General features: G+C 51.3%; 20 protein-coding genes. 5 read left to right on the top strand and 15 right to left on the bottom strand.

The window, feature by feature from the left end; genetic code table 11:
* Positions 1-45: 45 nt before the first annotated feature.
* Positions 46-2,397 (top strand): TonB-dependent receptor, encoded by a 2,352-nt coding sequence (locus tag AB4876_RS00180; RefSeq protein WP_368379639.1) that lies wholly within the window; start codon positions 46-48, stop codon positions 2,395-2,397.
* A gap of 120 nt (positions 2,398-2,517) precedes the next feature.
* Here AB4876_RS00180 and AB4876_RS00175 read toward each other — a convergent pair whose 3' ends face one another.
* The 11 genes from AB4876_RS00175 to AB4876_RS00125 form a co-directional block, all read right to left on the bottom strand.
* Positions 2,518-3,675 (bottom strand): acyl-CoA dehydrogenase family protein, encoded by a 1,158-nt coding sequence (locus tag AB4876_RS00175; RefSeq protein WP_368379638.1) that lies wholly within the window; start codon positions 3,673-3,675, stop codon positions 2,518-2,520.
* A gap of 37 nt (positions 3,676-3,712) precedes the next feature.
* The gene (locus AB4876_RS00170) at positions 3,713-4,420 is read right to left on the bottom strand and encodes a glutathione S-transferase family protein (protein WP_368379637.1); all 708 of its coding nucleotides are present in this window, start codon (positions 4,418-4,420) and stop codon (positions 3,713-3,715) included.
* Between the two features lie 22 nt (positions 4,421-4,442).
* Positions 4,443-5,618 (bottom strand): acyl-CoA dehydrogenase family protein, encoded by a 1,176-nt coding sequence (locus AB4876_RS00165; RefSeq protein WP_368379636.1) that lies wholly within the window; start codon positions 5,616-5,618, stop codon positions 4,443-4,445.
* A gap of 206 nt (positions 5,619-5,824) precedes the next feature.
* Positions 5,825-6,628, bottom strand: coding sequence for an enoyl-CoA hydratase/isomerase family protein (locus AB4876_RS00160; RefSeq protein WP_368379635.1), 804 nt, complete (start codon positions 6,626-6,628; stop codon positions 5,825-5,827).
* Position 6,629: 1 nt separating this feature from the next.
* Positions 6,630-7,592, bottom strand: a complete 963-nt coding sequence (locus AB4876_RS00155; RefSeq protein WP_368379634.1) for a VOC family protein — start codon at positions 7,590-7,592, stop codon at positions 6,630-6,632.
* A 31-nt stretch (positions 7,593-7,623) separates the two neighbouring features.
* Entirely contained in the window at positions 7,624-8,463 is an 840-nt protein-coding gene (locus tag AB4876_RS00150) for an SDR family oxidoreductase (RefSeq protein WP_368379633.1), read from the bottom strand.
* Positions 8,464-8,544: 81 nt separating this feature from the next.
* On the bottom strand, positions 8,545-9,717 hold the full coding sequence (locus AB4876_RS00145) for a thiolase family protein (RefSeq protein ID WP_368379632.1): 1,173 nt from the start codon (positions 9,715-9,717) through the stop codon (positions 8,545-8,547).
* Positions 9,714-10,619, bottom strand: coding sequence for a 3-hydroxyacyl-CoA dehydrogenase (locus AB4876_RS00140; protein ID WP_368379631.1), 906 nt, complete (start codon positions 10,617-10,619; stop codon positions 9,714-9,716). Before AB4876_RS00140 ends, AB4876_RS00145 begins: the two co-directional genes overlap by 4 nt.
* A gap of 44 nt (positions 10,620-10,663) precedes the next feature.
* A complete protein-coding gene (locus AB4876_RS00135; RefSeq protein WP_368379630.1) occupies positions 10,664-11,527 on the bottom strand; it encodes a fumarylacetoacetate hydrolase family protein in 864 nt (287 codons plus the stop codon).
* A 2-nt stretch (positions 11,528-11,529) separates the two neighbouring features.
* Positions 11,530-12,612: an amidohydrolase family protein gene (locus tag AB4876_RS00130; protein ID WP_368379629.1), complete on the bottom strand. Its 1,083-nt coding sequence runs from the start codon at positions 12,610-12,612 to the stop codon at positions 11,530-11,532.
* A 256-nt stretch (positions 12,613-12,868) separates the two neighbouring features.
* Positions 12,869-13,669: an SDR family NAD(P)-dependent oxidoreductase gene (locus AB4876_RS00125; protein WP_368379628.1), complete on the bottom strand. Its 801-nt coding sequence runs from the start codon at positions 13,667-13,669 to the stop codon at positions 12,869-12,871.
* 87 nt (positions 13,670-13,756) lie between these two features.
* Between AB4876_RS00125 and AB4876_RS00120 the strand changes: the two genes are divergently transcribed.
* Positions 13,757-14,500 carry a DUF2889 domain-containing protein gene (locus AB4876_RS00120; protein ID WP_368379627.1) on the top strand — a complete coding sequence of 248 codons (744 nt, stop codon included), beginning with the start codon at positions 13,757-13,759 and terminating at the stop codon, positions 14,498-14,500.
* Positions 14,501-14,595: 95 nt separating this feature from the next.
* Here AB4876_RS00120 and AB4876_RS00115 read toward each other — a convergent pair whose 3' ends face one another.
* Genes AB4876_RS00115 through AB4876_RS00105 form a run of 3 tightly spaced genes read right to left on the bottom strand, consistent with a single transcriptional unit; the run spans position 14,596 to position 17,629 of the window.
* Positions 14,596-15,156 carry an aromatic-ring-hydroxylating dioxygenase subunit beta gene (locus tag AB4876_RS00115; protein ID WP_368379626.1) on the bottom strand — a complete coding sequence of 187 codons (561 nt, stop codon included), beginning with the start codon at positions 15,154-15,156 and terminating at the stop codon, positions 14,596-14,598.
* 42 nt (positions 15,157-15,198) lie between these two features.
* Positions 15,199-16,584: an aromatic ring-hydroxylating dioxygenase subunit alpha gene (locus tag AB4876_RS00110; protein ID WP_368379625.1), complete on the bottom strand. Its 1,386-nt coding sequence runs from the start codon at positions 16,582-16,584 to the stop codon at positions 15,199-15,201.
* Positions 16,585-16,639: 55 nt separating this feature from the next.
* Positions 16,640-17,629: a fumarylacetoacetate hydrolase family protein gene (locus AB4876_RS00105; RefSeq protein ID WP_368379624.1), complete on the bottom strand. Its 990-nt coding sequence runs from the start codon at positions 17,627-17,629 to the stop codon at positions 16,640-16,642.
* A gap of 234 nt (positions 17,630-17,863) precedes the next feature.
* Here AB4876_RS00105 and AB4876_RS00100 point away from each other — a divergent pair, with 234 nt between their 5' ends.
* The 3 genes from AB4876_RS00100 (at position 17,864) to AB4876_RS00090 (ending at position 20,347) form a co-directional block, all read left to right on the top strand.
* On the top strand, positions 17,864-18,262 hold the full coding sequence (locus tag AB4876_RS00100) for a Zn-ribbon domain-containing OB-fold protein (RefSeq protein WP_368379623.1): 399 nt from the start codon (positions 17,864-17,866) through the stop codon (positions 18,260-18,262).
* Positions 18,259-19,452 (top strand): thiolase family protein, encoded by a 1,194-nt coding sequence (locus AB4876_RS00095; RefSeq protein WP_368379622.1) that lies wholly within the window; start codon positions 18,259-18,261, stop codon positions 19,450-19,452. The genes AB4876_RS00100 and AB4876_RS00095 overlap by 4 nt, the downstream gene beginning before the upstream one ends.
* Before the next feature lie 64 nt (positions 19,453-19,516).
* Entirely contained in the window at positions 19,517-20,347 is an 831-nt protein-coding gene (locus tag AB4876_RS00090; RefSeq protein WP_368379621.1) for an SDR family NAD(P)-dependent oxidoreductase, read from the top strand.
* Positions 20,348-20,418: 71 nt separating this feature from the next.
* On the opposite strand, the gene AB4876_RS00085 is transcribed toward AB4876_RS00090, so the two are convergent.
* The gene (locus AB4876_RS00085) at positions 20,419-21,774 is read right to left on the bottom strand and encodes a phosphotransferase (protein ID WP_368379620.1); all 1,356 of its coding nucleotides are present in this window, start codon (positions 21,772-21,774) and stop codon (positions 20,419-20,421) included.
* Positions 21,775-21,817 lie beyond the last annotated feature (43 nt).

The following is a 21,817-nucleotide window of genomic DNA, read 5'->3' as shown; positions in this document are numbered from 1 at the left end:
TCAGCAACAACCCCAGTTCCCAATAAAAGTAATAGAGGCATGTTTATGAAAAGACTAATCAGCATCGGTGTAGCCATCGCATTTGCGCCGTCAATAGCGGGCGCCGGTGCCCTCGAGGAAGTGATCGTGACCGCCCAAAAGCGCTCGCAGTCTATTAATGATGTTGGATTGTCGGTATCGGCAGCAACAGGAGAGCAAATTAGTGACGCGGGTATTACCGACACGGGTGATCTCATCAAGGTTTCGCCTGGCTTAGTGTTTACCGCCAGCCAGAATGGCACACCGCTGTTTTCCCTACGGGGCGTTGGCTTTAATGACTACACCTTGGGCGCGAGCCCTGCGGTAAGTGTTTATGTAGACGAAGTACCGCTGGCCTACGGCGCTTTCACCAAGGGTGCAACCTTAGACCTTGAGCGCGTTGAAGTGCTTAAGGGTCCTCAGGGCTTGCTCTTTGGTCAAAACTCAACCGGCGGCGCAATTAACTATATCGCTGCCAAGCCAACTCAAGAGCTAGAAGCGGGCGCCAAACTTAGCTATGGCAGCTTTAATCGCATCGACACCGAAGCGCATGTTAGCGGCCCTTTAAGTGAAAATATCGCCGGTCGAGTAGCGTTTGCCACTACCCAAGCAGATGAATGGCAAGAAAGTGTTGGCTCTAATCGCGAGCTGGGCAAAGAAGACTTGTTTAAGGGCCGCGCCCAATTACAATTTGACGTGAGCGAGCGCACCACAATTTTAGCCGGCGTCAATGGCTGGAACGACAAGTCCGACACTCAAGCAGCGCAGCTGCAAGGCCTGCAACTGCAATATTCTTCACCATCTGAGCCACTTGTTTCTGATACTGTAGAAACCCAAAACCGAATCGACGCCTTCTTCGCTCAACCCAATGCCAAAAACAATGCCCGCAGCGCCGAGTGGGATGAAGACCGCGACCTGTCTCGCGACGACAGCTTTTCACAATTCACCTTACGGGTAGATCACGAAATTAGCGATTCGCTGCGCTTTACTTCGATCACGGCCATTGGTGAGTATGAAGAAGATTACTCAATGGACCGCGACGGCACCACCCTAACCAATATGGGTATTGACTCGGTGGGCAGTGTTGACAGTTTCACCCAAGAATTGCGCCTTTCGGGCAACACCGACCTTAGCCAATGGCTAGTAGGTGTTAACTACGCCACCAACGACGTAAAAAGTGACGAAACGGTATTGGTATTCGACTCAACCAACGTTGCCTTAATGCCAGGCGGCCCCTTCATTGACAACTCAACCACCAGTATTACCCAAGACATTAAAGACATCGGCATATTCGCTAACATGGAATACGACCTTGGCGAGAAATTCACGGTACTTGCCGGTGCGCGCTATACCGAAAGTAGCAACGACTTCACTTCCTGTAGCCACAGCGATGACCCTGGCCTAAATGCCACTTTTGGCTTCTTTTCGGATGCGCTGCGCGGTCAAGTACCAGGCACTACCGTTATATTACCTAACCAGTGCGTTAGCCTTGACGCAACAACCGCCGAAGTTAGCCGCACGCCCTACAGCGACTCTTTGGAAGAAGACAATGTGTCTTGGCGCCTAGGTTTAAACTACCGCGCTAATGAAGACCTACTGTTATACACCTTAGCCTCTAAAGGCTACAAAACCGGTAGCTACCCTATTCTGCCCGCCTCAACCACCTCGCAGTTTGAACCAGTAACGCAGGAATCTGTGCAAGCATTAGAAGGCGGTTTAAAGTGGAGCTTTGCAGAAGGCAAAGCGCAATTGAACTCAGCTATCTTTTACTACCAGTACGACGACAAACAAGTGCGCGGCAGTGTAAAAGATCCTGTATACAACCAGCTAGACCGCTTGGTTAACATCCCAGAGTCCACCATCCAGGGCGCTGAGATAGAATTAACTTACAGCCCAATAGACGGTCTATTGCTACGCGGCTCCGGCACCTATGTGAACACCGAGGTTAAAGAGTGGTATACCTTTGTTAACCCAACCACCGGACAAGATGAAGACGGCCTGAATGGTGTGCGCGAGCAAGGTGATTTCAGCGGCTCAGATTTGCCCTTTACCCCTGAAATGCACTTTGTTGCCGATGTTGATTACCGTCGCCCAATCAATGAAAACATCGGCGGCTTTGTTGGTGCGAATCTGCTTTATAACAGTGAAGCCAACTCTACCTTCGGCGATCCAGACAAGACCCGTATTGACTCGTTCACCACCGTGGATCTTCGCGCTGGTGTCGAGGCCTTAGACGGTACTTGGACTGCCACCGTGTGGGGCCGCAACGTAACCGACGAGTACTACTGGAGCAATCAGTTTGTAACCCAAGACGTGCTAGTTAGATATGCCGCCAAACCTGTTACCTACGGCATTAGCTTCGCTTACAACTTTATGTAGAAATCACCCAAGTGACTTTGCCTGCCCTTGTGGCAGGCTTTTTTTGCCAATTATAAAACCAACTGCCTATTGCAGCTAAGTGTAAGCGTCCTTGCTAGCGTACAAGACTTATTTTATTTATCACTTTTTGTGACTGGGCAATATCCCCATGGTTTTGCAGATAATACTGAGCATTACCTCGTCGGCGCCACCGCCGATAGACGTTAAACGGCTATCACGATACGCGCGGGCAACTGGGTTGTCCCACATATATCCCATGCCGCCCCAGTACTGCATACAGCTGTCGGAGACTTCGCGCAGCAGACGCCCCACTTTTAATTTAGCCATAGAAGCCTTGCGGGTAACGTCTTCGCCGTCGATATAGCCTTCTACTGCGTTGTATACCAGTGCGCGCAGGGCTTCGACCTCGGTCTGCAATTCTGCCATGCGAAAATGCACCACTTGATTGTCGAGTACCGATTTACCAAAAATCTGCCGTTCGCGGGTGTATTCAATGGTTTTGTTAATGCAGTCTTCCATGCCTTTCAAACCACCCGCCGCAGCGAATAAGCGCTCTTCTTGAAATTGCAGCATCTGGTAGATAAAGCCGTGACCCTCTTCGCCAATTAGATAGCGCTGAGGTACCCGCACATTGTCGAAAAACACTTGAGCCGTGTCTGATGAGCGCATACCAAGCTTATTAAGGCGCTCGGAGAAGGAGATGCCAGGTGTATTAGTGGGTACCACAATTAACGATTTATTCAGATGCGGCTTGTCGTCGCTGGTATTGGCCAGCAGGCATAAATAGTCGGCCTGAGTGGAGTTGGTAATCCACATTTTAGAGCCGTTAATAACGTAGTCGCCGCCGTCTTTTTTAGCCGTGGTTTTTATGGCCGCCACGTCTGAACCGGCGTGAGGCTCACTTACCGCAATAGAAAATACCGCGTCGCCCGCAATGGCGGGCACCAAAAATTCGCGGCGCAACTCGTCGCTACCAAAGCGCGCCAAAGCCGGTGTCGCCATATCCGTTTGCACGCCAATCCCCATTGACACGCCACCGCTGGCAATACGCCCTAGCTCCTCAGAAAACACTATCTGGTAGCTGTAATCCAAGCCCATGCCGCCGTACTCGACCGGTTTGGCAATGCCAAGCAGACCGAGATTACCCATTTTTTTGAACAGCTCGTGGGCGGGAAAAATACCGTCTGCTTCCCACTGATCGGCATAGGGATTAATTTCAGTATCAATAAAGCGGGCAATGGTTTGCCGGATGGCATTGTGTTCTTCGCTAAATTTCATAGTAACTCCGTATTATTTTTACAATGCGTTAAAGGTATTAGCTAAATAAATTGGGAACGTTTTCGAAGGGGTATGGCGTGGGCGAGAAGAGCGACTGCTCTTTGCCTATCGGCTCCACTTTTTGAAATGCTGGCCGCGCACTCATGCGCTGATAGTAGTCCAAGACCTGCGGTTCATAGAATTGTGACAAGCCCAAGCCATCCCCCAAATAAAGGGCAAATACCACGGCAATATCGGCGACGGTAAAGCGCTCATCGCAGAGGAACTCTCGACCAACAATATGACTATTAAGACGTTTAAGCCGCGCCAAAAACCATTTGTAATAGTCTTCAACCACTTGGGGCTGACGACGCTCCGGCGGCTCTAACTGGGAGTAGCGCAGCACCAGCGTTTGCGGAAAGGTTAAGGTGGCATCGCTGTGAAACAGCCAGTTTAAATAATCGCCGTATTCGGGGTGATCGGCTTTTAAACCAAAATCATAGCGCTGGTAGCGCTCAACCAAATACAAGCCAATCGCCGAAGACTCGGTCATGTGGGTGTCGCCATCGACGAAATACGGCACTGTACCCAGTGAATTAAGCTCTAAAAATTCTCGCGCAAACATGCGGGGCGGAAATGGCAAGGTCTCTAGTTCATAATCTATACTCATTTCTTCTAGCGCCCACAGGGCACGTAGTGAACGGGAAGTGTAGCAATGCCACAACTTTGGTCGCTGTTTGTTTTGCAGATGATTGTGTTCGCTCATTGTTTATCCTTTTTATATTGGCTTACAGGCCGTACTGCCGGGCGGCAAGATCGCGCATAATTTCTTCAGAACCGCCACCAATCGCATTAACTCGCACTTCGCGATAAAACCGCTCAACCCGATTGCCTCGCAGATAGCTAGCGCCGCCAAGGATTTGACTCGCCTCGCGGGCGCAAAACTCCATAGTCTCGCTCGCCTGTACTTTGGCCATGGCCAAATCACCGGGATCACAGCGGCCTTCAATATAGGCCTGGGTAAGGTACTGCAAATAGGTCTGGGTGGCGTTGATGCGCTGTTTCATGCTGGCAATTTTATGGCGAATAACTTGATGATCGGCCAAACGCTTGCCAAAGGTTTTGCGCTGCTGTGCCCACGTTACCGCGTCTTCTAGGCAAGCGCGCGCCGCAGCTTCCATGGTAACCGCCAAGCTTAAACGCTCGGGATTGAAGTTTGTCATAATCACCCAGAAGCCCTTGCCCTCTTCACCCAGCAAATTGCCTACCGGCACCCGTACATTGTCAAAATACAGACTGCCGGTATCGGCGCAGCACCAGCCCTGCTTGCGATCTAAGGGCGTGCGCCCCACTCCAGGCAAATCGGTGGGAATCAGTAGCATCGACACGCCTTTACCACCTTCGCCACCGGTGCGCACGGCAGTCGACACCCAATCTGCATTCATGGCGCCAGAGATAAAGGTTTTACTGCCGTTAACAATATAGTGGTCGCCGTCGCGCACCGCGGTGGTGGTAATATTCGCAACATCCGAACCACCCGAGGGCTCGGTGATACCCAGTGAAATTCGCTTTTCCCCCGCCAATACCGGCGGCACCACCAACTGCTTAATTGCATCGCTGCCGTAATTTAATACCGGCGGCAAACCAATGCCGTGAATCAGTAAATTACTCACCAAGCCCCCCGCCGATCCCGCGCGGGTAAACTCCTCACTTACAATATTCATATGCCACTGATCAATGCCCGCGGAGATACCGCCGTATTGCTCGGGGTAGCCCAGTTGCAATACACCGATCTCGGCGGCCTTAGCCCATAAACTGGCGGGTATCTGCCCCGCCTCTTCCCAATCGTTTAAAAACGGCTCCACCTCACGGCTCAGCCACCTGCGCAGCTGGGTGCGCCACTCTTCATGCTCAGGACGTAAATAGGGGTTGTGCAGACGCGCACTGTCAAAACTCAGGGACATTGCCAATACCTATTGGGTTAAAAACAAGTACCGCTCAGTCTAGCTGGATTAAGGATATTGGCTTGGGCAATAGCGCCACTAAGTCGGGCATTGACGCCAGATTAGGGAATTTGCGGGTAATTACAGAGGGAAGTAAGGCAATAAAAGAGAAAAATCCCAAGCCATAGCGCGTCAGTGCACCTCTTGGAGCTCCTGACGCTGGGACTTTAATGACCTTTAAAGATTGGCTCGCGCTTTTCTTTAAAGGCAATGGCGGCTTCTTTGGCGTCGTCAGACAGTTTCAATAGTGCAAACAAGTCCAACTCCAAATCGAAACCTTTACGCAAATCCATATCGGCGCCTGACTTCACTGCGCGTTTAAGATACTCGGTTGCGAGCGGCGGCCGCTTGGCAATTCTCTGCGCTAACTCAGCAACCTCTGTTAAAAAAGTTTCTGTAGAGCTAGCTACGCGGGTAACAATACCCAGCGCCAACGCTTCGTTTGCCGTTATACGTTCGCCCGTTAGCATTAAATCTAGCGCCTTGGCCTCTCCTATTAAACGCGGCAGACGCTGAGTACCGCCACCACCGGGAATAAGTCCCAATGCAGTTTCTGGCAGGCTCATGACAATATCTGGCGACGCAATACGAATATCACAGCCAAGAGCCAATTCTAAGCCACCACCCATGCAGTAACCGTGAATCGCGGCTATAACCGGCTTAGCAATGGTGTCGATGCTTTCAACCCAGCGATTTTGGCCGATACGTTTACGGATTTGAATCGAGGTTTCAACCGGCCGCTGCTCTTTAATATCTGCCCCAGCGCAGAATCCGCGCTCGCCATCGCCGCGAATAACAATAACTTGCACCGACGGGTCAGTATCTAGCTGCCGCAAGGCCTCCGGCACGCCATGGCGAATTTCATCGTTAATCGCATTAATCTGCTTGGCGCGGGTTAATACCACCCACGCAAGATTATCCTGACGTTCGACTCGCACCGAGTCATTGATTATCTGCGTACACGCCTCCACGTTAGGCCTCCTCAAACTCAAATAGTTGACCCCGAAGCTCGCTGGGGTCAACCCGAATCAGAGATTTGCCGCCAACGGCCTCAGACTCTTCAATCCAAGTGAAAGCCACATTGCGGGCGCGTAAATCCTCGGCCTTGGCCTGCAGGTTATTGACCGAAACACGGATGTAATACAAACCGGGGCCCCAATTATTTAAGTACAAGCCCGCATCACCATCCCAGCGGCTGGGCTGCAGTAAATCTAGACTAGCACTGGCTGGGGCGCGGAACGGCATACGCGCACGGCGATAACCTTCTTTGTTCAGCTGCTCAACGGTATCGGGTTCCCAATCTAAGTTGCTCGACAAACGCAGTAATACATCGTCCAGATCCCGCACCAAAAAGCCCCGAGCGCTTACCCGAACCATATCAGCTGGCTGTGCATTGCGCGGTTGCATTGCTGTTTCGGCAAAAACCTCAGCAGGCATTTGCAGCGGCTCAGTACCCATTACCTCAATGCACAAGCCCCCATCTACTTCGGGCGAGTATGTTGGGTTCTCTGGCGAGGTGCCAAGCCACAGGCGGTCAAATGGCATCTCTGGGGTGCGCTGCGCCATTCTAAAGGGCAGTTTGCGACGCATTAACTTATCGATAAATGCGCTAAATTTCTCGTTAGGCAAGGTAATGACGACCGCATGGGTCACCATCGGGCGATGCCGACCCTGATAATCTTTTAGGCTCTCTAAAAAATCATGAAACATTGGGTCGCCAGGGTTTGGCGCGTCCAAATGCCACTGGGGCTCAATACGGGTTGGCGATACCGCCAAAGATTTATGCACCCGCAAAAAGTGGGCTATATAGGGGTGGTTATCGAAGGCTTGGCGCCAGTTTTCGTGTTTATGAATACCCAGCTTTTGGTTTAGCAACTCCGCCATACCGTCTGGATCTTCCAGCATCATGTCGGCACTCATCAATAGGTCAAACATTGTGAACTCCCTATTTATCTTCTTAGGTTTATTAGTCTTTAGCTCTGGCGCTAACCATGTCGTAAAAATCTTTTTTTAATGTGGGGTAGTAGGCAATCTGACCCTGCATGCCGCCGGATATATCAATAGATGCCGCACTGATAAAACCGGCGTAGTCACTGGCCAAAAACAAAACCATGCCAAAGACATCACTGGGTTTGCCAAAACGGCCTATCGGTACTACTTTCAACACCATCTCATCAAATTCTTCGCGGCTAACACCAGGCCCCATTTCTCGGTAATGGCGATCCCACTGTCCAGTATCAATCCAACCCATATTTAGGCTGTTAACCAAAATATTGTCTTTTGCCAAATTCATGCCCAAGGTTTTAGACAAGGCAAGACAGGAGGCACGGTTGATAACAGAGGGAATACCTTCTGGCGTGGGGATGCTTCCAGCAAGGGCATTTATCTCAATAATTCGCCCCCACTGTTGCTTGCGCATATGGGGTACCACCGCTTTAGTAAAACGAAAATGGCCCATTTGCAAAATATTGGCGTGCTCTAAAATATCCTCGGGGTTTAGGGTGTCGAGATTACCGCCGCGCCCCTGACCCGCATTATTGACGAGTACATCGACCCCACCCCAGCGTGCAACAACCTCGTTAACAAAGACATTGACTGCCTCGCTGTCAGTGACGTCTACCGACTTGGCGATAACATCAGCCGCCTGCTCGGCCAAGACCGCGCCGGTATCTGTGATTGCTTCATGGTCGCGTGCACACACCGCAACATTGGCGCCCTCGGCGGCAAAAGCCAGGGCAATAGCGCGGCCTATGCCCCGCGATGCACCAGTCACAATTACCCGTTTACCACTGAGGTCAATATGCATTTTTATTCCTAGTACTTTTATTATCGCTTCTATTAAAAAAGCGTATTTAGCTACTACCGTTCATACTGGCTATGGTTTTTCTTAAAGCCTTTCAATAATCGTTGCGGTGCCCATACCACCCGCGCAGCAAATTGCTTGCAAGGCGTAACGTCCGCCACGCCGCTCCAACTCATTAAGCATCGAGGTCATAATTCTGGCGCCGCTAGCGCCCAACGGATGCCCCAAGGCAATCGCGCCGCCATTAACATTCAGGCGCTCATGGCTCACCTGCATTTCTTTGGCCCAGACCAAGGGCACGGTTGCGAAGGCTTCATTAATTTCAAATAAATCAATATCGGCAATCGACAAGCCCGCTTTGGCCAACACTTTACGGGTCGCGGCAATCGGTCCAGTCAGCATTAAGGTCGGATCAGAGCCGACGGTCAAACACGCAAGCACCCGTGCCCTAGGCTTCAAGTTAAACTCTTTACAGGCATTTTCTGAGGCAAGTAATAACAGCGCCGCGCCATCTGAAATCTGCGAAGAGTTACCCGCGGTTAAGCGACCGGCTTCGCGGAAACTGGTTTTCAAGGTCGCTAATTTTTCGACATTGCTACCGGGGCGAATTGTTTCATCCGCCGCTAATTCTTCACGTTCAGTAATCGCGTCAGCGTCTTGCAAGGTCTTAATGGGCACGGGAAGAATTTCATTGTCGAAATACCCAGCGGCTGCCGCTTTTGCGGCCAGCAAATGACTGCGCACCGCAAAATTATCGAGGTCTTCACGGCTCAGCTGCCACTTATCGGCAAGGCGCTCGGCTGCTTCGCCCTGGCCGGTTAGCTCAAAGCGTTGTTCAATCATCCAGCCAAAGGCTTCGCCGTAAATCTCGCGGTTGCCGCCCATTTTGACACGGCTCATATTTTCGGCGCCGCCAGCCACAACTAAATCGGCCGCGCCGCTGGATATAAGACCTTTGGCCAAATGCACAGCAACCTCACCCGAGCCGCATTTGCGGTCGATGGTCAGGCCCGGCACCGAATCCGGCCAGCCCGCACTCAATAAAGCAGTACGAGCAATATTCGCCGACTGCTCACCAACTTGGGTTACACAGCCGAATATCACGTCGTCAATTTGCTCGGCAGCAATACTGCTATTGCGCTGTAGCAATCCGTTCAAAACATGCGCAGCGAGATGGTCGGCGCGAATCCCCGCTAAGCTGCCAGTGTAGCGGCCAACTGGGGTGCGCAGCGCATCGACAATATAGGTCTCGCTCACAGCAGGCTGCCCTTCATGCCAGAACCGGGAACACGCTTACCGTCGGCATCGTATTGGTAAACACCGTGGCCAGTTTTACGACCATAGCGGCCGGCGGCAACCATTTTAATAATTAACGGGCAGGGACGAAATTTTTCACCCAAGGTTGAATGTAGGTATTTCAACACCGCGAGTCGGGTATCCCAACCTGTCAAGTCGCCCAATTCCAGCGGCCCCATTGGATGGTTAAATCCCATGCGCAGTGCGGTGTCGATGTCTTCCGCGCTGGCGGTGCCCTCTTGCAACATCCACATTGCCTCATTGCCTGCCATTGCCGACATGCGACTGGTGGTCAGGCCCGGAGATTCATTAACAAGAATGGAGGTTTTCTTAATGCTTTCGCACCACGAGCGGCTGATAGCAACCGTTTCTTCGTCGGTCGCCAAACCCAAGACTAGCTCAACCAGCTTCATTTTATGAACTGGGTTGAAAAAGTGCATACCAATAGCTCGGTTCGGACTATCCAGAACACTGGCAATCTCGGTAACACTAAGCGCCGAGGTGTTTGTTGCAATAATGGCGTCTTCGTTTAAAACTGATTCGGCCGTTTTAAGTACCGACTGCTTAACCGCGAGATTTTCAGATACGGTTTCGATTAACAGGCTGGCTTCTTTTTGCGACTCATTAATCGATGTCGCCGTCATTAGACGCTGTTTAGCAGCGCTGGCATCGTCAGCACTCACCTTGCCCAACTTGACGCCGCCGTCCAGAATACCGTGAATATTGGCAACGGATTTTTCCAAGGCGGCTTCATTCATATCTACCAGCCAGCAGGGAAAGCCATTGCTGATAAAAGCGTGCGCAATGCCAGTGCCCATTAAGCCGGAACCCACCACCACAACTGAACTGCGTTTACTGATCATGTTTTCTTACCTAAAAATAATTTACGACATTCACCGCGAGCGATTTAGCCTTGCTTAGCCGACACCCGATTTTTCAGTGAACCAATACCGTCAATTTTCGCCTCAACAAGTTCGCCGGAATTCAGGAATTTTCCGGTACCCTGCCCCACCCCATCCGGTGAGCCGGTAAACAAGATATCGCCCGCCGCGAAGCTCGACCTAATTTGCACAAAGTTAATTAACTCGCCAACGTCCCAGGTCATATCCCCAGTGCTACCATCTTGACGAAGCTCACCATCAACCAATAGCTGCAAACTCAATACTGGGCTGCCTGTGGGGAATTCGTCTTTAGTGACAATCCACGGTCCAACGCCGGTGGTTTTGTCTTGGCTTTTGGCGGCGAATAAATCCATGCCAATACCTTTGGGACCGCTGTGCTGTAAATCCCGAGCGCTAACGTCATTGCCAACGGTATAACCCAACACGCTGTCTATTGGCTTGCTGGCGTCAATAGACGAATCGCCAATCACCACAACCAGCTCGACCTCATGATCAAGCTTGGTGGTCAGTGGCGGGTAGCGCAGCTCGTCGTTAGCGCCAATAAGCGCGCCGTAAGCTTTTAAAAAAGCCACCGGCTGAGATGGCGAGGCCAAACCAAAATCGGCCGCCAAATGCTTGGCATAGTTTGCGCCTGCAACAACAACCCGATTCACCGGCTCCACCGGCGGCAATAAACGCACCGCCGATAAAGCCAGGGTTTCACCTGTTAAGGGCAAGACGTCAGCACTGGGCTGCCCCGCGGTAATTGCGCGAGTCAGCGCTTTCCCCCATTCACTGAAGCATCCTGCAATGACGCTTAGGGTGTTTGCGTGCTCATCGACTTTCGCCCAGAACACGCGCTTTTCTAATTCGCAGCGGGCTAATTTCATACTCAGACACTCGTACCTGGACCACCAATTTTAGCCGGATCAAGATGCAGTAATTCACAGGCGTTCTTCCAACGAATACGCTGCAAGTCCTCGTCGGACAAGCGCAAACCTTCCGTAAGATCGTGACGCACTGCGTCGCTACCGCCAAAATTTGAGCCGTATAAAACCCGGTCTGCACCGATGATTTCAATCATTGCTTGACGCATTGGCAGCTCATGCAATTCAACATCGAAGTAGAAGTTTTTCATGTAATCGAGGAAAGGACGCTTATTGTGGTAAGTGTCTAAATTAGGGTTTGTCCCAGCAAAGCGACCTAATTGATACGGCACATAGCCGCCGCCGTGAGTGATATACACTTTCAGTTTGGGGAAACGGTCGAGTACGCCGCCGTTAATTAAATACCAGAAACATTTTGTTTCATCGTAATTCATACCAACAATAGCTGTGGTTTCGTAACGATCGGTATTGGCTTTGTCGCCCCAGGTTACAGATTGGTTGTAGCCGTGAACAAAGATCGGCAAATCGAGATCGCATAAGGTCGCCCATACGCAGTCAAGTTCAGGTGAGTCGTATTCCAAACCGCCAAAATTAGAACCACCAGCCACCAAGCCTTTTGCGCCGAGCTGAGTACAAGCGCGACGAATTTCCTTAGCCGCTTCTTGGGGAACATTTAATGGCGCGTGCGCCCAAAACATTAGGCGATCTGGTGCACCTGAACAGTACTCTGCCAATACATCGTTTACCTTGCGTGCAAATGGCACAGCAAACTCGGGCTCCGCCCAATACATATAGCAGTGACTAGGAACCGAAACAACTTGGAGATTTTGACCCGCTGCGTCCATTCCCGCGACGCGGTTTTTAGGGTCGCGCCATTTCGCCATATATTCTTCAACTTGCAGGGCTTTACCCTCTGCATGTGCCTGACGCAGAGCAGCTTTTCGCTCTGGTGCACCAAGTGTCAAAATCCACTCACCAACTCGCAATTTGATATCACCATCGCTTTGCGACTCAAATGCCGGCCCCCAGTGGGGATGTTGATTGTAATAATCGGGATGGGGGGCGTGCGCATGAAGATCAATAAGCATTAGGGAATTCCTCCTAGGCGACAGTCGCATCCGAGAGTGGCAGCGCTATCTATCATTTTTATTTAAGACAGTTAAAAACCAGCCTTTTCGGCTTAACTAGATCAAATATAAACACTAATCTGATTTATGTCTAATATTTTTATTTTAAAGGAGTGAAATGAGCTTAACAAGCCCGTAACTGAACAACCCTACAAGTACACTTAAGGTTAATTTACTTGCCGCAAGAGGCACCTAGACAAGTAAATTAGCGGGCACTCTAGTATTCTCGAGTCGCGATATGCTCAGGCCGAGAGTTATAACCCGGCAGGTGCAAGCCACCGTCCACATGCAAGGTTTCACCGGTAACGTAGCAAGATAAGTCACTGGCCAAAAATAGCGCTGCGGGGCCAATATCGTTCTCTGGGTCGCCGCAGCGCCCCATTGGCCGCATAGCCGCCGCCCGTTCGGCAAAGCCTGGATTCTCTTCGGCAAACTTATGAAAGGTGGCGCCCATTGCGGTTGGTGCAATGGCGTTTACCGTAATATTAAAACGCCCCCACTCGGCCGCAGCGCTGCGCGTTAGGCCGACAACCCCCGCTTTTGCGGTGTTGTAGTCAGCGTGTAACCACGCGCCCACATCAACATCAATGGAGTAAAAATTAATGATTTTGCCGCCACCGCGCAGTTTCATGTGCGGCAGCGCTGCGCGCATCGCCCACCAACTGGCTTTAACGGTTGAAGTTAGAGTGCGCTCAAGCATTTCGTCGGTTTTGTCTTCTAGTAACACATTCGCCGACGGTACAAAGGCGTTGTTTACCAAAATATCTAAACCGCCGAAGCGAGTTACCCCCGCGTCTATCGCGGCCAGTAGCGAGGCTTTATCGGTAACGTCGGTGCGCACGAATAGCGCCTGCCCGCCCAGTTCATCGACTTGAGCGGCAGTTTCGCGCCCGCTGTGCTCATCAATTTCAGCGACAATTACGCAGGCACCCTCGCGGGCAAAGCGACGCGCGATACCTCTGCCAATACCACCACCAGCGCCGGTGATAAAAGCCACTTTGTTTTTCAACATCGCCATATTTCTTATCTCTCTATTGACAACTCTTTTATAATTAGACAGTTTGAATAATAGTGTATCTTTTAAAATTTTCCTACCGGAGTTCGCATGCCCAGCTTTTTAAGACGTATTGAGATTATGGTACATCGCGCCAACTCCGCCACTGTGATCAAATGTGCACTGGAAGACGACTATCATCATTTTCGGGTCGCCATCACCATTAAAGACAATACGATTAACGCGATAGACACTGCAGGCCTACGCACCCCTTACAGCCTCTGTGCGCAAGCGGGGCCAGAACTAGAGGCATTGCAAGGCCTTGCAATAGATGAGGTGCTCCACACCCTGCCACAGCGGATAGATGCACGCCTGCAATGCACCCATCAACTCGATATGGCCGGACTAGCCGTTGCCGCAATGGCCAAGGGCGCAGATCAGCGCCGCTACGACATCGCCGTACCTCGCCACGTGAATGGCGGCACTACGGCACGCCTATGGCGCAACGGCGAAGAAATTCTATGCTGGCAAATCGAAAATAATTTTATTGTGGCGCCCCCGAAATTTGCCGGCGTGTCCTTGCAACGCGGCATGGCAGCCTGGGCCAGAACGACGCTAGACACCGACATGGCCGAGGCCGCCTTGGTGCTGCGCCGCGGTGCCGTTATCTCGCTGGGCCGCCTGCGCAATCTTGATCTTGAGCAACACGCAAAACCCTTGGGCTACTGTTATGTACAGCAGACCGAGCGCGCGAGCCAAGCCCATAGAATGGTGGGTTCTACCTTAGATTTTAGTGATAACCCAGCGTCATTGTGTGCGGATGATCAAGACTGGCTTAAAACACCAACGATGTAGACTAACAATAGCGTTCAAACGCGAACGCCAACTCCCTAGCGATAGTTCCCAGGATTAAGCACGCAATATCACTACTGCGTGCCATCAGTTCGCTATTACAGGAAGATAGCCAGATTGGGCGTACCCAATAACACTTGATCCAATATTATGTCGCGCTGAGCCAACTTCAAAACACCGTCTTGCAAGCGAAGAATATCGCGTCGCTCGCAGGGGATTAAATCAAAGTGGTCATCGTCAAAGCGGTTTCGAGTAATAAGCAAATAGCTTAGCGCCGCGTACTCACCTGGCGTTGCCGTTTCAAATACCTGTACATTGCTCACAAAACGTTTAGTCCGTGACGCCGGATCTTCCGCCCATGCGCTATTGCCGCTAAGACGCAGCGCGCGGCCCATCAAAGAGCGATAGTCCTCGTGCATATGGCGCATGCTATAAATAATAGACGCTTCATTGTCTTTCACCAGACGGGTCTGGCGAAGCGGAACATTGTATTTAATATCTTGGGTCAGTGTTTCGACCCAATCCATATATCGCAAATTATCTAACATTCGCGCTTCAGCGTAATAAAAGCCCAAAGCTTGATTGTAAACATCGGAGCCAATGGCAATTTCATCTGCACATTGTTCAAAAAAATTCACCGGTTCGTTTGCTGTAGTCATGATCTCACCTGTTCTGCATTCTTTTTAATAGTGGACGTTTTTTTATTCGGCAGTCATTAGCGCATGCCAATACTTCCACCAATGCCACTGGGTATCATCTTTGGTGAAGCCCTCGTTAACGATACCTGGCCCCGGCCAACCCTCGGGCTTGCCCGTTTCATAAATTGCCTGATACTTCATGGTTGAATGACGGCCCTGGGGACCTTTCGCGGTCAAAGTCATGTGTGGCCAAGTGTCTGAGTCATCTTGCTCAACCATGCCAGAGGTACCAAACAACTGAATGGTCTGCATAACCATTTTTTCGCGCAATTCTGGCGGGGTGTCCTTTTCAACAAAGATCCAGTTAATAAACTCCAGTTTGTCAGGTCCTTTGGGTACATAGGCGTGCAAGGTCATCGAACCCACTACGCTCCCGTCTGCCTGAGGAATATACACAAAGCCAAATAGTACATTGGGGAACATCCCGCCGACTTGGGGCGGCATCCATGCCATGGCTTCTAACTGCTCTGGTGATAGGTTCTTTTTAAGCTGAGTAAAGGCGTCTGCGGTCATGCCCGGTGGCGGCAGTACGCGAAGCTTTTCTTCTACCGACAGCTCCTCGGGATCTTTACCGGTTAGGCGGCGAATCTTGCGATTTAAGTCGATACAGCGCAGAGCGTGACCGTGGGGCGAACTTACTTCTGCGCCAAACATTTCAGGAGTAAGATCGCCACTCTCGCCGTCGTCCTTTTTGTAGTTACCCACTTCGCCCAACCAGCGGTGGAGCATAAGCGTGTGGAAACCATCAGCAGCCGATTGCTCGCCGGCCGCTTTCCAGTTGGCGCGAACCACAAAGCGCTGCGGTGGCCCTGCCACTACCATGCCGCCATCTGAGCGGCAGAACAGCATATCGTAATACCATTTGGCGTCGCCGAGGAAATCTTCAAACGAGGGGCCATCGATATTCCAAGTAGCAAAAATTAGACCGCCGTACAGGGTTACCCGCGCCTGTTGGAGGCCAAGTTCATCTTTGCCGCGGATCTTGCCATGCATACACTGGTCAGCAACCGGCGAACCCAAAAATTCGCCATTACTACGAAACGCCCAGCCGTGGTATATGCACTTATGAATTGACGTGCTCCCCGCATCTTGAGTGGTAATCTTCATACCGCGATGAGGGCAAACATTAAGCGAAACAAACACTTCGCCTTTATGACGCGCCACGATGACTGAATCGTCGCCCATAAAGCGCTGAATAAAATTCCCATCATCAGGAATTTCTGATTCATGGCCGAGCAGCAACCAGGTTTTACCGAATATTTTGTCCTGCTCAATCTCGTATATTTCTCGATCTGCCAAGGTGCGCAGCTGTACCTCTCTGCGCTCCAAATCAATAAGATCTGAAATGGTGGATCCGTCTGCTAATTTTCTTTCAGTGTTAGCACTCATCACTACTCTCCTTTGAAAACGATTGGCCGCTGCAGCGCGCAGCGAGCAAAATTTATTATTCGGGTTTAATTATTCGGCTTGCCAAGATACCAATCTGTTCGATCTCTAGCTCTATTAGATCATTGGGTTTTAGGTAGCGTAGCTGCTCTAAACCGCAACCATTACCAACCGTTCCAGAACCTAAAACCTCGCCGGTGTGTAAAGTCTCGTCGCGAGAGATATGCTCAATTAAATCTTCGAATTGCCAGTGCATATCGGCACTGCTTCCACGCCCCCACTCCTCGCCGTTAACCCGCGCTATCATGGTTAAATTATAGGGGTCTTCAATCTCGTCTGCGGTAACCAAGCAGGGACCCATAACATTGCCGGTATCGAAGTCCTTGCCCTTGGCAGGACCGAGCTTGCCGGGCATTTCTCGGCCCTGGGCGTCGCGCGCACTCATATCGTTAAATATGGTATAGCCCGCGATGTGCGCCTTGGCTTGGTCGCGGCGAATATTTTTGCCACCCTTACCAATATAGCAGGCCAGCTCCAATTCAAAATCCATTAAGCGACTGTAAGACGGCCATAAAATAGGCTCATCTGGACCAATAACCGCAAAGCGGTTAGCTTTATAGTAAATAGGCTGGCGCCGAAAGGTTTCAAGCACTCGGTCGTCTTCGCTGGTATCTATCGCGCGCAGCGCGGCTTCTGGGTCAGCTTCGCGGGCCACTTTGGCACGTCTTGCCGCCGCGTAGCATTGCTCTAAGTGCAATTCAAAGCAGGAGCAGTCGCGAATCTGCGGCGGCGGCTGGATCGGCGCTAACAGCTTTAGGGAACTGCGTTCCAACACCGCCGCCGATGGCGCCCTAGTAACTAGGGTTCGCGCCGCTTGCATCGCCTCTTCGCCGCCTTCTAATAAAGCGAGCACACTAGTAAAAGCTGCACTATGCTTCTGAAACACCAGATTTGACGCCTCTTGCAAGTCGACAACCGCTTGATCGTGCTCAATAAATGCGCCTGCACGTGGCAGCCCATTGCTATCAAGATAGGTGACTAAACGCACGTATTACTCCCAACTTGGATTCTGTGATGCGCAACACCTCAGCCGACAGCCTCGTCATTTTGCGCGCCCTGCTCAAGGTAGAAAACAGGGTTAAATCACAGCTAAATTTGTTTTTATCAATTTATCATTGGAAAATACTAAACATATTTGTATATTCTGTCTACAAACTTAGTCAGCAGTTCATTTGACTGCAGGTAAAAAGATAATGACAACAGCAGCACAAGGGCAAAAATTATGAGCAGAAAGCTCCCCGCGCTCAATAGCGACAACCAACCATTCTGGCAAGGTGGCGAGCAGCAAACCCTGCTAATTCACCACTGCGCAGACTGCGAGCAGTATTTTCACCCCCCTGCCGCCATATGCCCCCGCTGCAATAGCGCCCAGGTGTCCCCGCGCGCGGTGTCTGGTCATGGCCACATTGTTAGCTTCACGATTAATTACCAGCCCTGGGCCGACGACCTAGAGGTGCCCTATGTTATCGCCATTATCGAACTCGACGAACAAGTGGGCCTGCGCCTAGTGAGTAATATTGTAGGCTGTGCGCCAGAGTCGGTTGCGATCAATCAACGCGTTGTCGTCCACTTTGTGCAATTTGAAGACGTCTGGATCCCCCAATTTGAGGTAGTGTCATGAGCGCAGACTATATCGGTGAAAAAAACGTCGCGATCTCTGGCATCGGCCAATCGGAAGTCGGCCGCCCCTCGCAGCAATCGGCGATGCAATTAACCGCCGACGCCTGTTTTAAAGCCCTGGCTGACGCGGGTTTAACAAAGGATGATATCGACGGCGTTGCCTGCTGGCCCGGCGACAATAATAACGGCGATGCTTTCTCGCCAATCGGCCCCAATGCGCTTATCTCCACACTTGGCTTAAAGGTAAATTGGTTTGGCGCCGGTTACGAAGCACCCGGCCCACTCGCCGGCATTATCAATGGCGCGATGGCAATTGCCACTGGGCTGTGCAAGCACGTATTGGTTTTCCGCACTATCACTGAGTCGAGCCGGCGCCAAACTGACAAAACCGCCTCTGCCCTCAATAACAAAACGATTGGCCGCGACAGTAGTTTTTTCTGGCAGTGGTACACCCCATTCAATGTGCGCTCAGCCATCAATTTGGCAGCCATGTATGCCCAGCGCCACTTTCACGAATACGGCACCACCGAAGAACAGCTCGCTCAAATTGCGCTTACCTGCCGAAAAAACGCCGAGCTAAATCCCAATGCAGTATTTCGCACGCCGCTGTCGATGGAACAGTATTTATCGTCGCGAATGATCTCCTCGCCGCTGCGTTTATTTGACTGTGATGTTCACTGCGACAATTCCATAGCGATTATTCTCTCGCGCAAAGACATTGCCCAAGACTTGCGCAATCCCCCGATTTGCATCGATGGAATAGGATCTGCACTCAAGCAACCCTGGAGCTGGGACCAAATTGACCTCACCGGCATGGCCGCCATTGACGCCGCAGAAATGATGTGGCGGCGCAGCGACTACAAGCCCAAAGACATCGGTAACGCCCAGCTCTATGATGGCTTTTCAATCTTTGCACTTATTTGGCTCGAGGCCCTAGGGCTTTGCCCCAGAGGCGAGAGCGGCGCCTTTGTCGACGGCGGCAGTCGTATTTCACGCCAAGGCGAGCTGCCAATTAATACCAATGGCGGGCAGTTGTCTGGTGGCCGCACCCACGGCCTAGGTTATATCGTGGAAGCCTGTGAGCAGTTGTGGGGGCGCAGTGGTGAACGTCAACTCCCGGCCCACAATGTTGCGGTGGCGGCGGCAGGCGGTGGGCCACTGGCGAGCAGTCTATTACTGGTTAAAGAGTAGCGACTGGAAACAAACACCAATGCTAGAACAACAATATTTTAATGAAGAATAATAGGAGAAGGTTTTGGAGCAGTATACAAATGATCAGGCATTTTTAGAAAAATACGGCCCTTGGGCACTTATCGTTGGCGCCTCTCATGGCACCGGCGCAGCCTGTGCCCACCAGCTTGCCGCCAAGGGGCTGAACTGCGTGTTAGTAGCAAGAAACGCCGCAGCGCTAGGGACGCTCGCAGAGGAACTTAGCACCCAGCACGGCGTTTCAAGTAAAGTTATTGCCGCCGACCTCAGCCTCGACAACAGTGTTGCCAGTATTTGCAGCGAACTCGAGGGCATTGATATTGGCCTAATGGTCTACAACGCCGGTGCGCCAGCCTACGCGAGCACCTTTCTAAAGGCCCCCCTCAAAACTTGGCAAGATCTACTGGCATTAGGTGCCAGTAGCTTGATGGAAATTAGTCACTACGTCGGCCAAAAACTCTTGGCCCGCGGCAGGGGCGGCATCTTGTTAATGGGCTCGCACGCCGCCCTTGGCGGCAATAAGAAATATGCAATGTATACCGCAAGCAAAGGCTTTATGCTGAATTTTGGCGAGTCCTTATGGATGGAGCTAAGAGACAAAAATATTGATGTATTAAACTTCTTAATCATGGTCGTCGACACCCCTACCCTGCGCAAGCAAATGGCGGAATCGAAAATAGACGGCTGGGATCAAGAAACGATTCCCGGCGTATACAAACCCGAAGACGTCGTGACAGTGGCACTGCGAGAATTACCCAATGGGCCAACCTTTATCCACCCCGCCGATGAAGAGGACAAAGCCGGTTTAGGGGCCGCGCGTCGCACCGACTTAATCGAGCGCTGGGCGCATACCGCGCCCTATGTTGGCGAGGACTAACAGTCCGCGCCAGAATAGACCCGCTAAGCAGGTCTATTCTGGACGCCTTTTAGTAATTTAAACTGTCCAGCTCAGCCTAAAATATCATCCTGAATATGCTGAGCAGAGATACCAATTTCTATATCGGCACAAACCGCCATGCGCCGCGATAGTTGCTTGGAAAAATACTGCAACAACGCGGCATTGTGCTCCGGCCCAGCTTGCTTCACAAAAGCCTCAAGCTTCTCGTCCAACTCAGTCGATGACTGGCAGTCACCAACAAAAGGCGTGGCTTCGACTATTGCCAATCGCTCAAGCTCACTGCCATAGCGGCTCATTACCGTTGCGTATTCCACTAAGCGCTGGGTCGACTTTTTACCCGCCTCTTGCAATGGCGTATCGGCGGACAGCTGCTCAGCGCTGTCATTAAGCATGGTGTAAAGCGCGGCTAAATTACTGTCTTGCGCTGTCGGCACAGGGGCAGTCACTAAGTCCACTGCCATATTTTTTGACAGCGCATTAAGCAGGGTTTTTCGCAGTGCAATATCCCACTCAAGATACACATCGTGCGGATCGCCAGGCTTGGGATTTTTAATCGCGCCAGCAAACTGCATGCAGGCAACCGTAGCAAATACTGCGTGATGATAGCGCACCACACTGATATCAAGTTTTTCGCCAGACAGCTCTTCGTAATACGTGAGTAAGGATGACATCGTGTCGCCCGTGGGCTCGTAGGAATGGCGCATCGACATGGTGGCCAAGTCGGTCATGGCATCGCCAATCATCGCAAATTCAAAATCGTAAAACGCCGTTATTTTGCCTTCGCTAAACAAAAATTGGCCCGCGTCAAAAGCAATCATGCTCGCGCGAGTGCGGTGCATTGGAATATTGTCGCGCAGCCACCGCAGGGAAAACTCGATAAGGGGCTCAGGGCAAATCTTATTTTTTTGATACAATGGCATATACGCTTTTACGCCTGCCAACGCAATTTCTTCTGCACCCACAGGCACTTCAAGATCTATTGCCTTAAATGGCTCTAACGGCAGTTTATGCATCGCCATCAGCGATTCAATATACTGGCGCGCAACCGAGCGACGCTCTTCGTCCGAGCTCGCGGTTGCCACGTCGCGGCTACCCGGCGAACACTCCATAATAATCGCAACAGGGTCCTCGCACATGCCGTATATTTTCGGCGCGGGAATGCCCTGTTCGCCCAGCACTCGTAATATATCAGCCTCGCGCTTCAACTCTGGGAATGGCACCACATCACTTTGGCGATCACCACGAATATAAAGTTTTTTAATACCGCTTACGGTTTCTACGTCAGCAAACCATGACGGTCGCCATCTAACCTGACGCTCCATCGCCGTCATTTTGCCATTAAGTAGGGTTTCTACCCGCGATCGCAGCTTCGCCTCCATCTCGGCGTAATCTATCTGCTCATCCATATTCCAAACTCCTTATTCAATAAAAAGCCGCCGGTATTCACTA

The organism is Zhongshania guokunii (assembly GCF_040892635.1).
GTDB classification, from domain to species: Bacteria; Pseudomonadota; Gammaproteobacteria; order Pseudomonadales; family Spongiibacteraceae; genus Spongiibacter; species Spongiibacter guokunii.
The sequence above is the reverse complement of the archived record's forward strand: the minus strand, read 5'-3'. Positions and strand labels throughout refer to the sequence as shown.

Bases quoted from the DNA above. Each gene is read 5' to 3' on its own strand.
- AB4876_RS00180 (WP_368379639.1), top strand. From the start codon at position 46: ATGAAAAGACTAATCAGCATCGGTGTAGCCATCGCATTTGCGCCGTCA.
- AB4876_RS00175 (WP_368379638.1), bottom strand. From the start codon at position 3,675: ATGAAATTTAGCGAAGAACACAATGCCATCCGGCAAACCATTGCCCGC.
- AB4876_RS00170 (WP_368379637.1), bottom strand. From the start codon at position 4,420: ATGAGCGAACACAATCATCTGCAAAACAAACAGCGACCAAAGTTGTGG.
- AB4876_RS00165 (WP_368379636.1), bottom strand. From the start codon at position 5,618: ATGTCCCTGAGTTTTGACAGTGCGCGTCTGCACAACCCCTATTTACGT.
- AB4876_RS00155 (WP_368379634.1), bottom strand. From the start codon at position 7,592: ATGTTTGACCTATTGATGAGTGCCGACATGATGCTGGAAGATCCAGAC.
- AB4876_RS00150 (WP_368379633.1), bottom strand. From the start codon at position 8,463: ATGCATATTGACCTCAGTGGTAAACGGGTAATTGTGACTGGTGCATCG.
- AB4876_RS00140 (WP_368379631.1), bottom strand. From the start codon at position 10,619: ATGATCAGTAAACGCAGTTCAGTTGTGGTGGTGGGTTCCGGCTTAATG.
- AB4876_RS00135 (WP_368379630.1), bottom strand. From the start codon at position 11,527: ATGAAATTAGCCCGCTGCGAATTAGAAAAGCGCGTGTTCTGGGCGAAA.
- AB4876_RS00130 (WP_368379629.1), bottom strand. From the start codon at position 12,612: ATGCTTATTGATCTTCATGCGCACGCCCCCCATCCCGATTATTACAAT.
- AB4876_RS00125 (WP_368379628.1), bottom strand. From the start codon at position 13,669: ATGGCGATGTTGAAAAACAAAGTGGCTTTTATCACCGGCGCTGGTGGT.
- AB4876_RS00120 (WP_368379627.1), top strand. From the start codon at position 13,757: ATGCCCAGCTTTTTAAGACGTATTGAGATTATGGTACATCGCGCCAAC.
- AB4876_RS00115 (WP_368379626.1), bottom strand. From the start codon at position 15,156: ATGACTACAGCAAACGAACCGGTGAATTTTTTTGAACAATGTGCAGAT.
- AB4876_RS00110 (WP_368379625.1), bottom strand. From the start codon at position 16,584: ATGAGTGCTAACACTGAAAGAAAATTAGCAGACGGATCCACCATTTCA.
- AB4876_RS00100 (WP_368379623.1), top strand. From the start codon at position 17,864: ATGAGCAGAAAGCTCCCCGCGCTCAATAGCGACAACCAACCATTCTGG.
- AB4876_RS00095 (WP_368379622.1), top strand. From the start codon at position 18,259: ATGAGCGCAGACTATATCGGTGAAAAAAACGTCGCGATCTCTGGCATC.
- AB4876_RS00085 (WP_368379620.1), bottom strand. From the start codon at position 21,774: ATGGATGAGCAGATAGATTACGCCGAGATGGAGGCGAAGCTGCGATCG.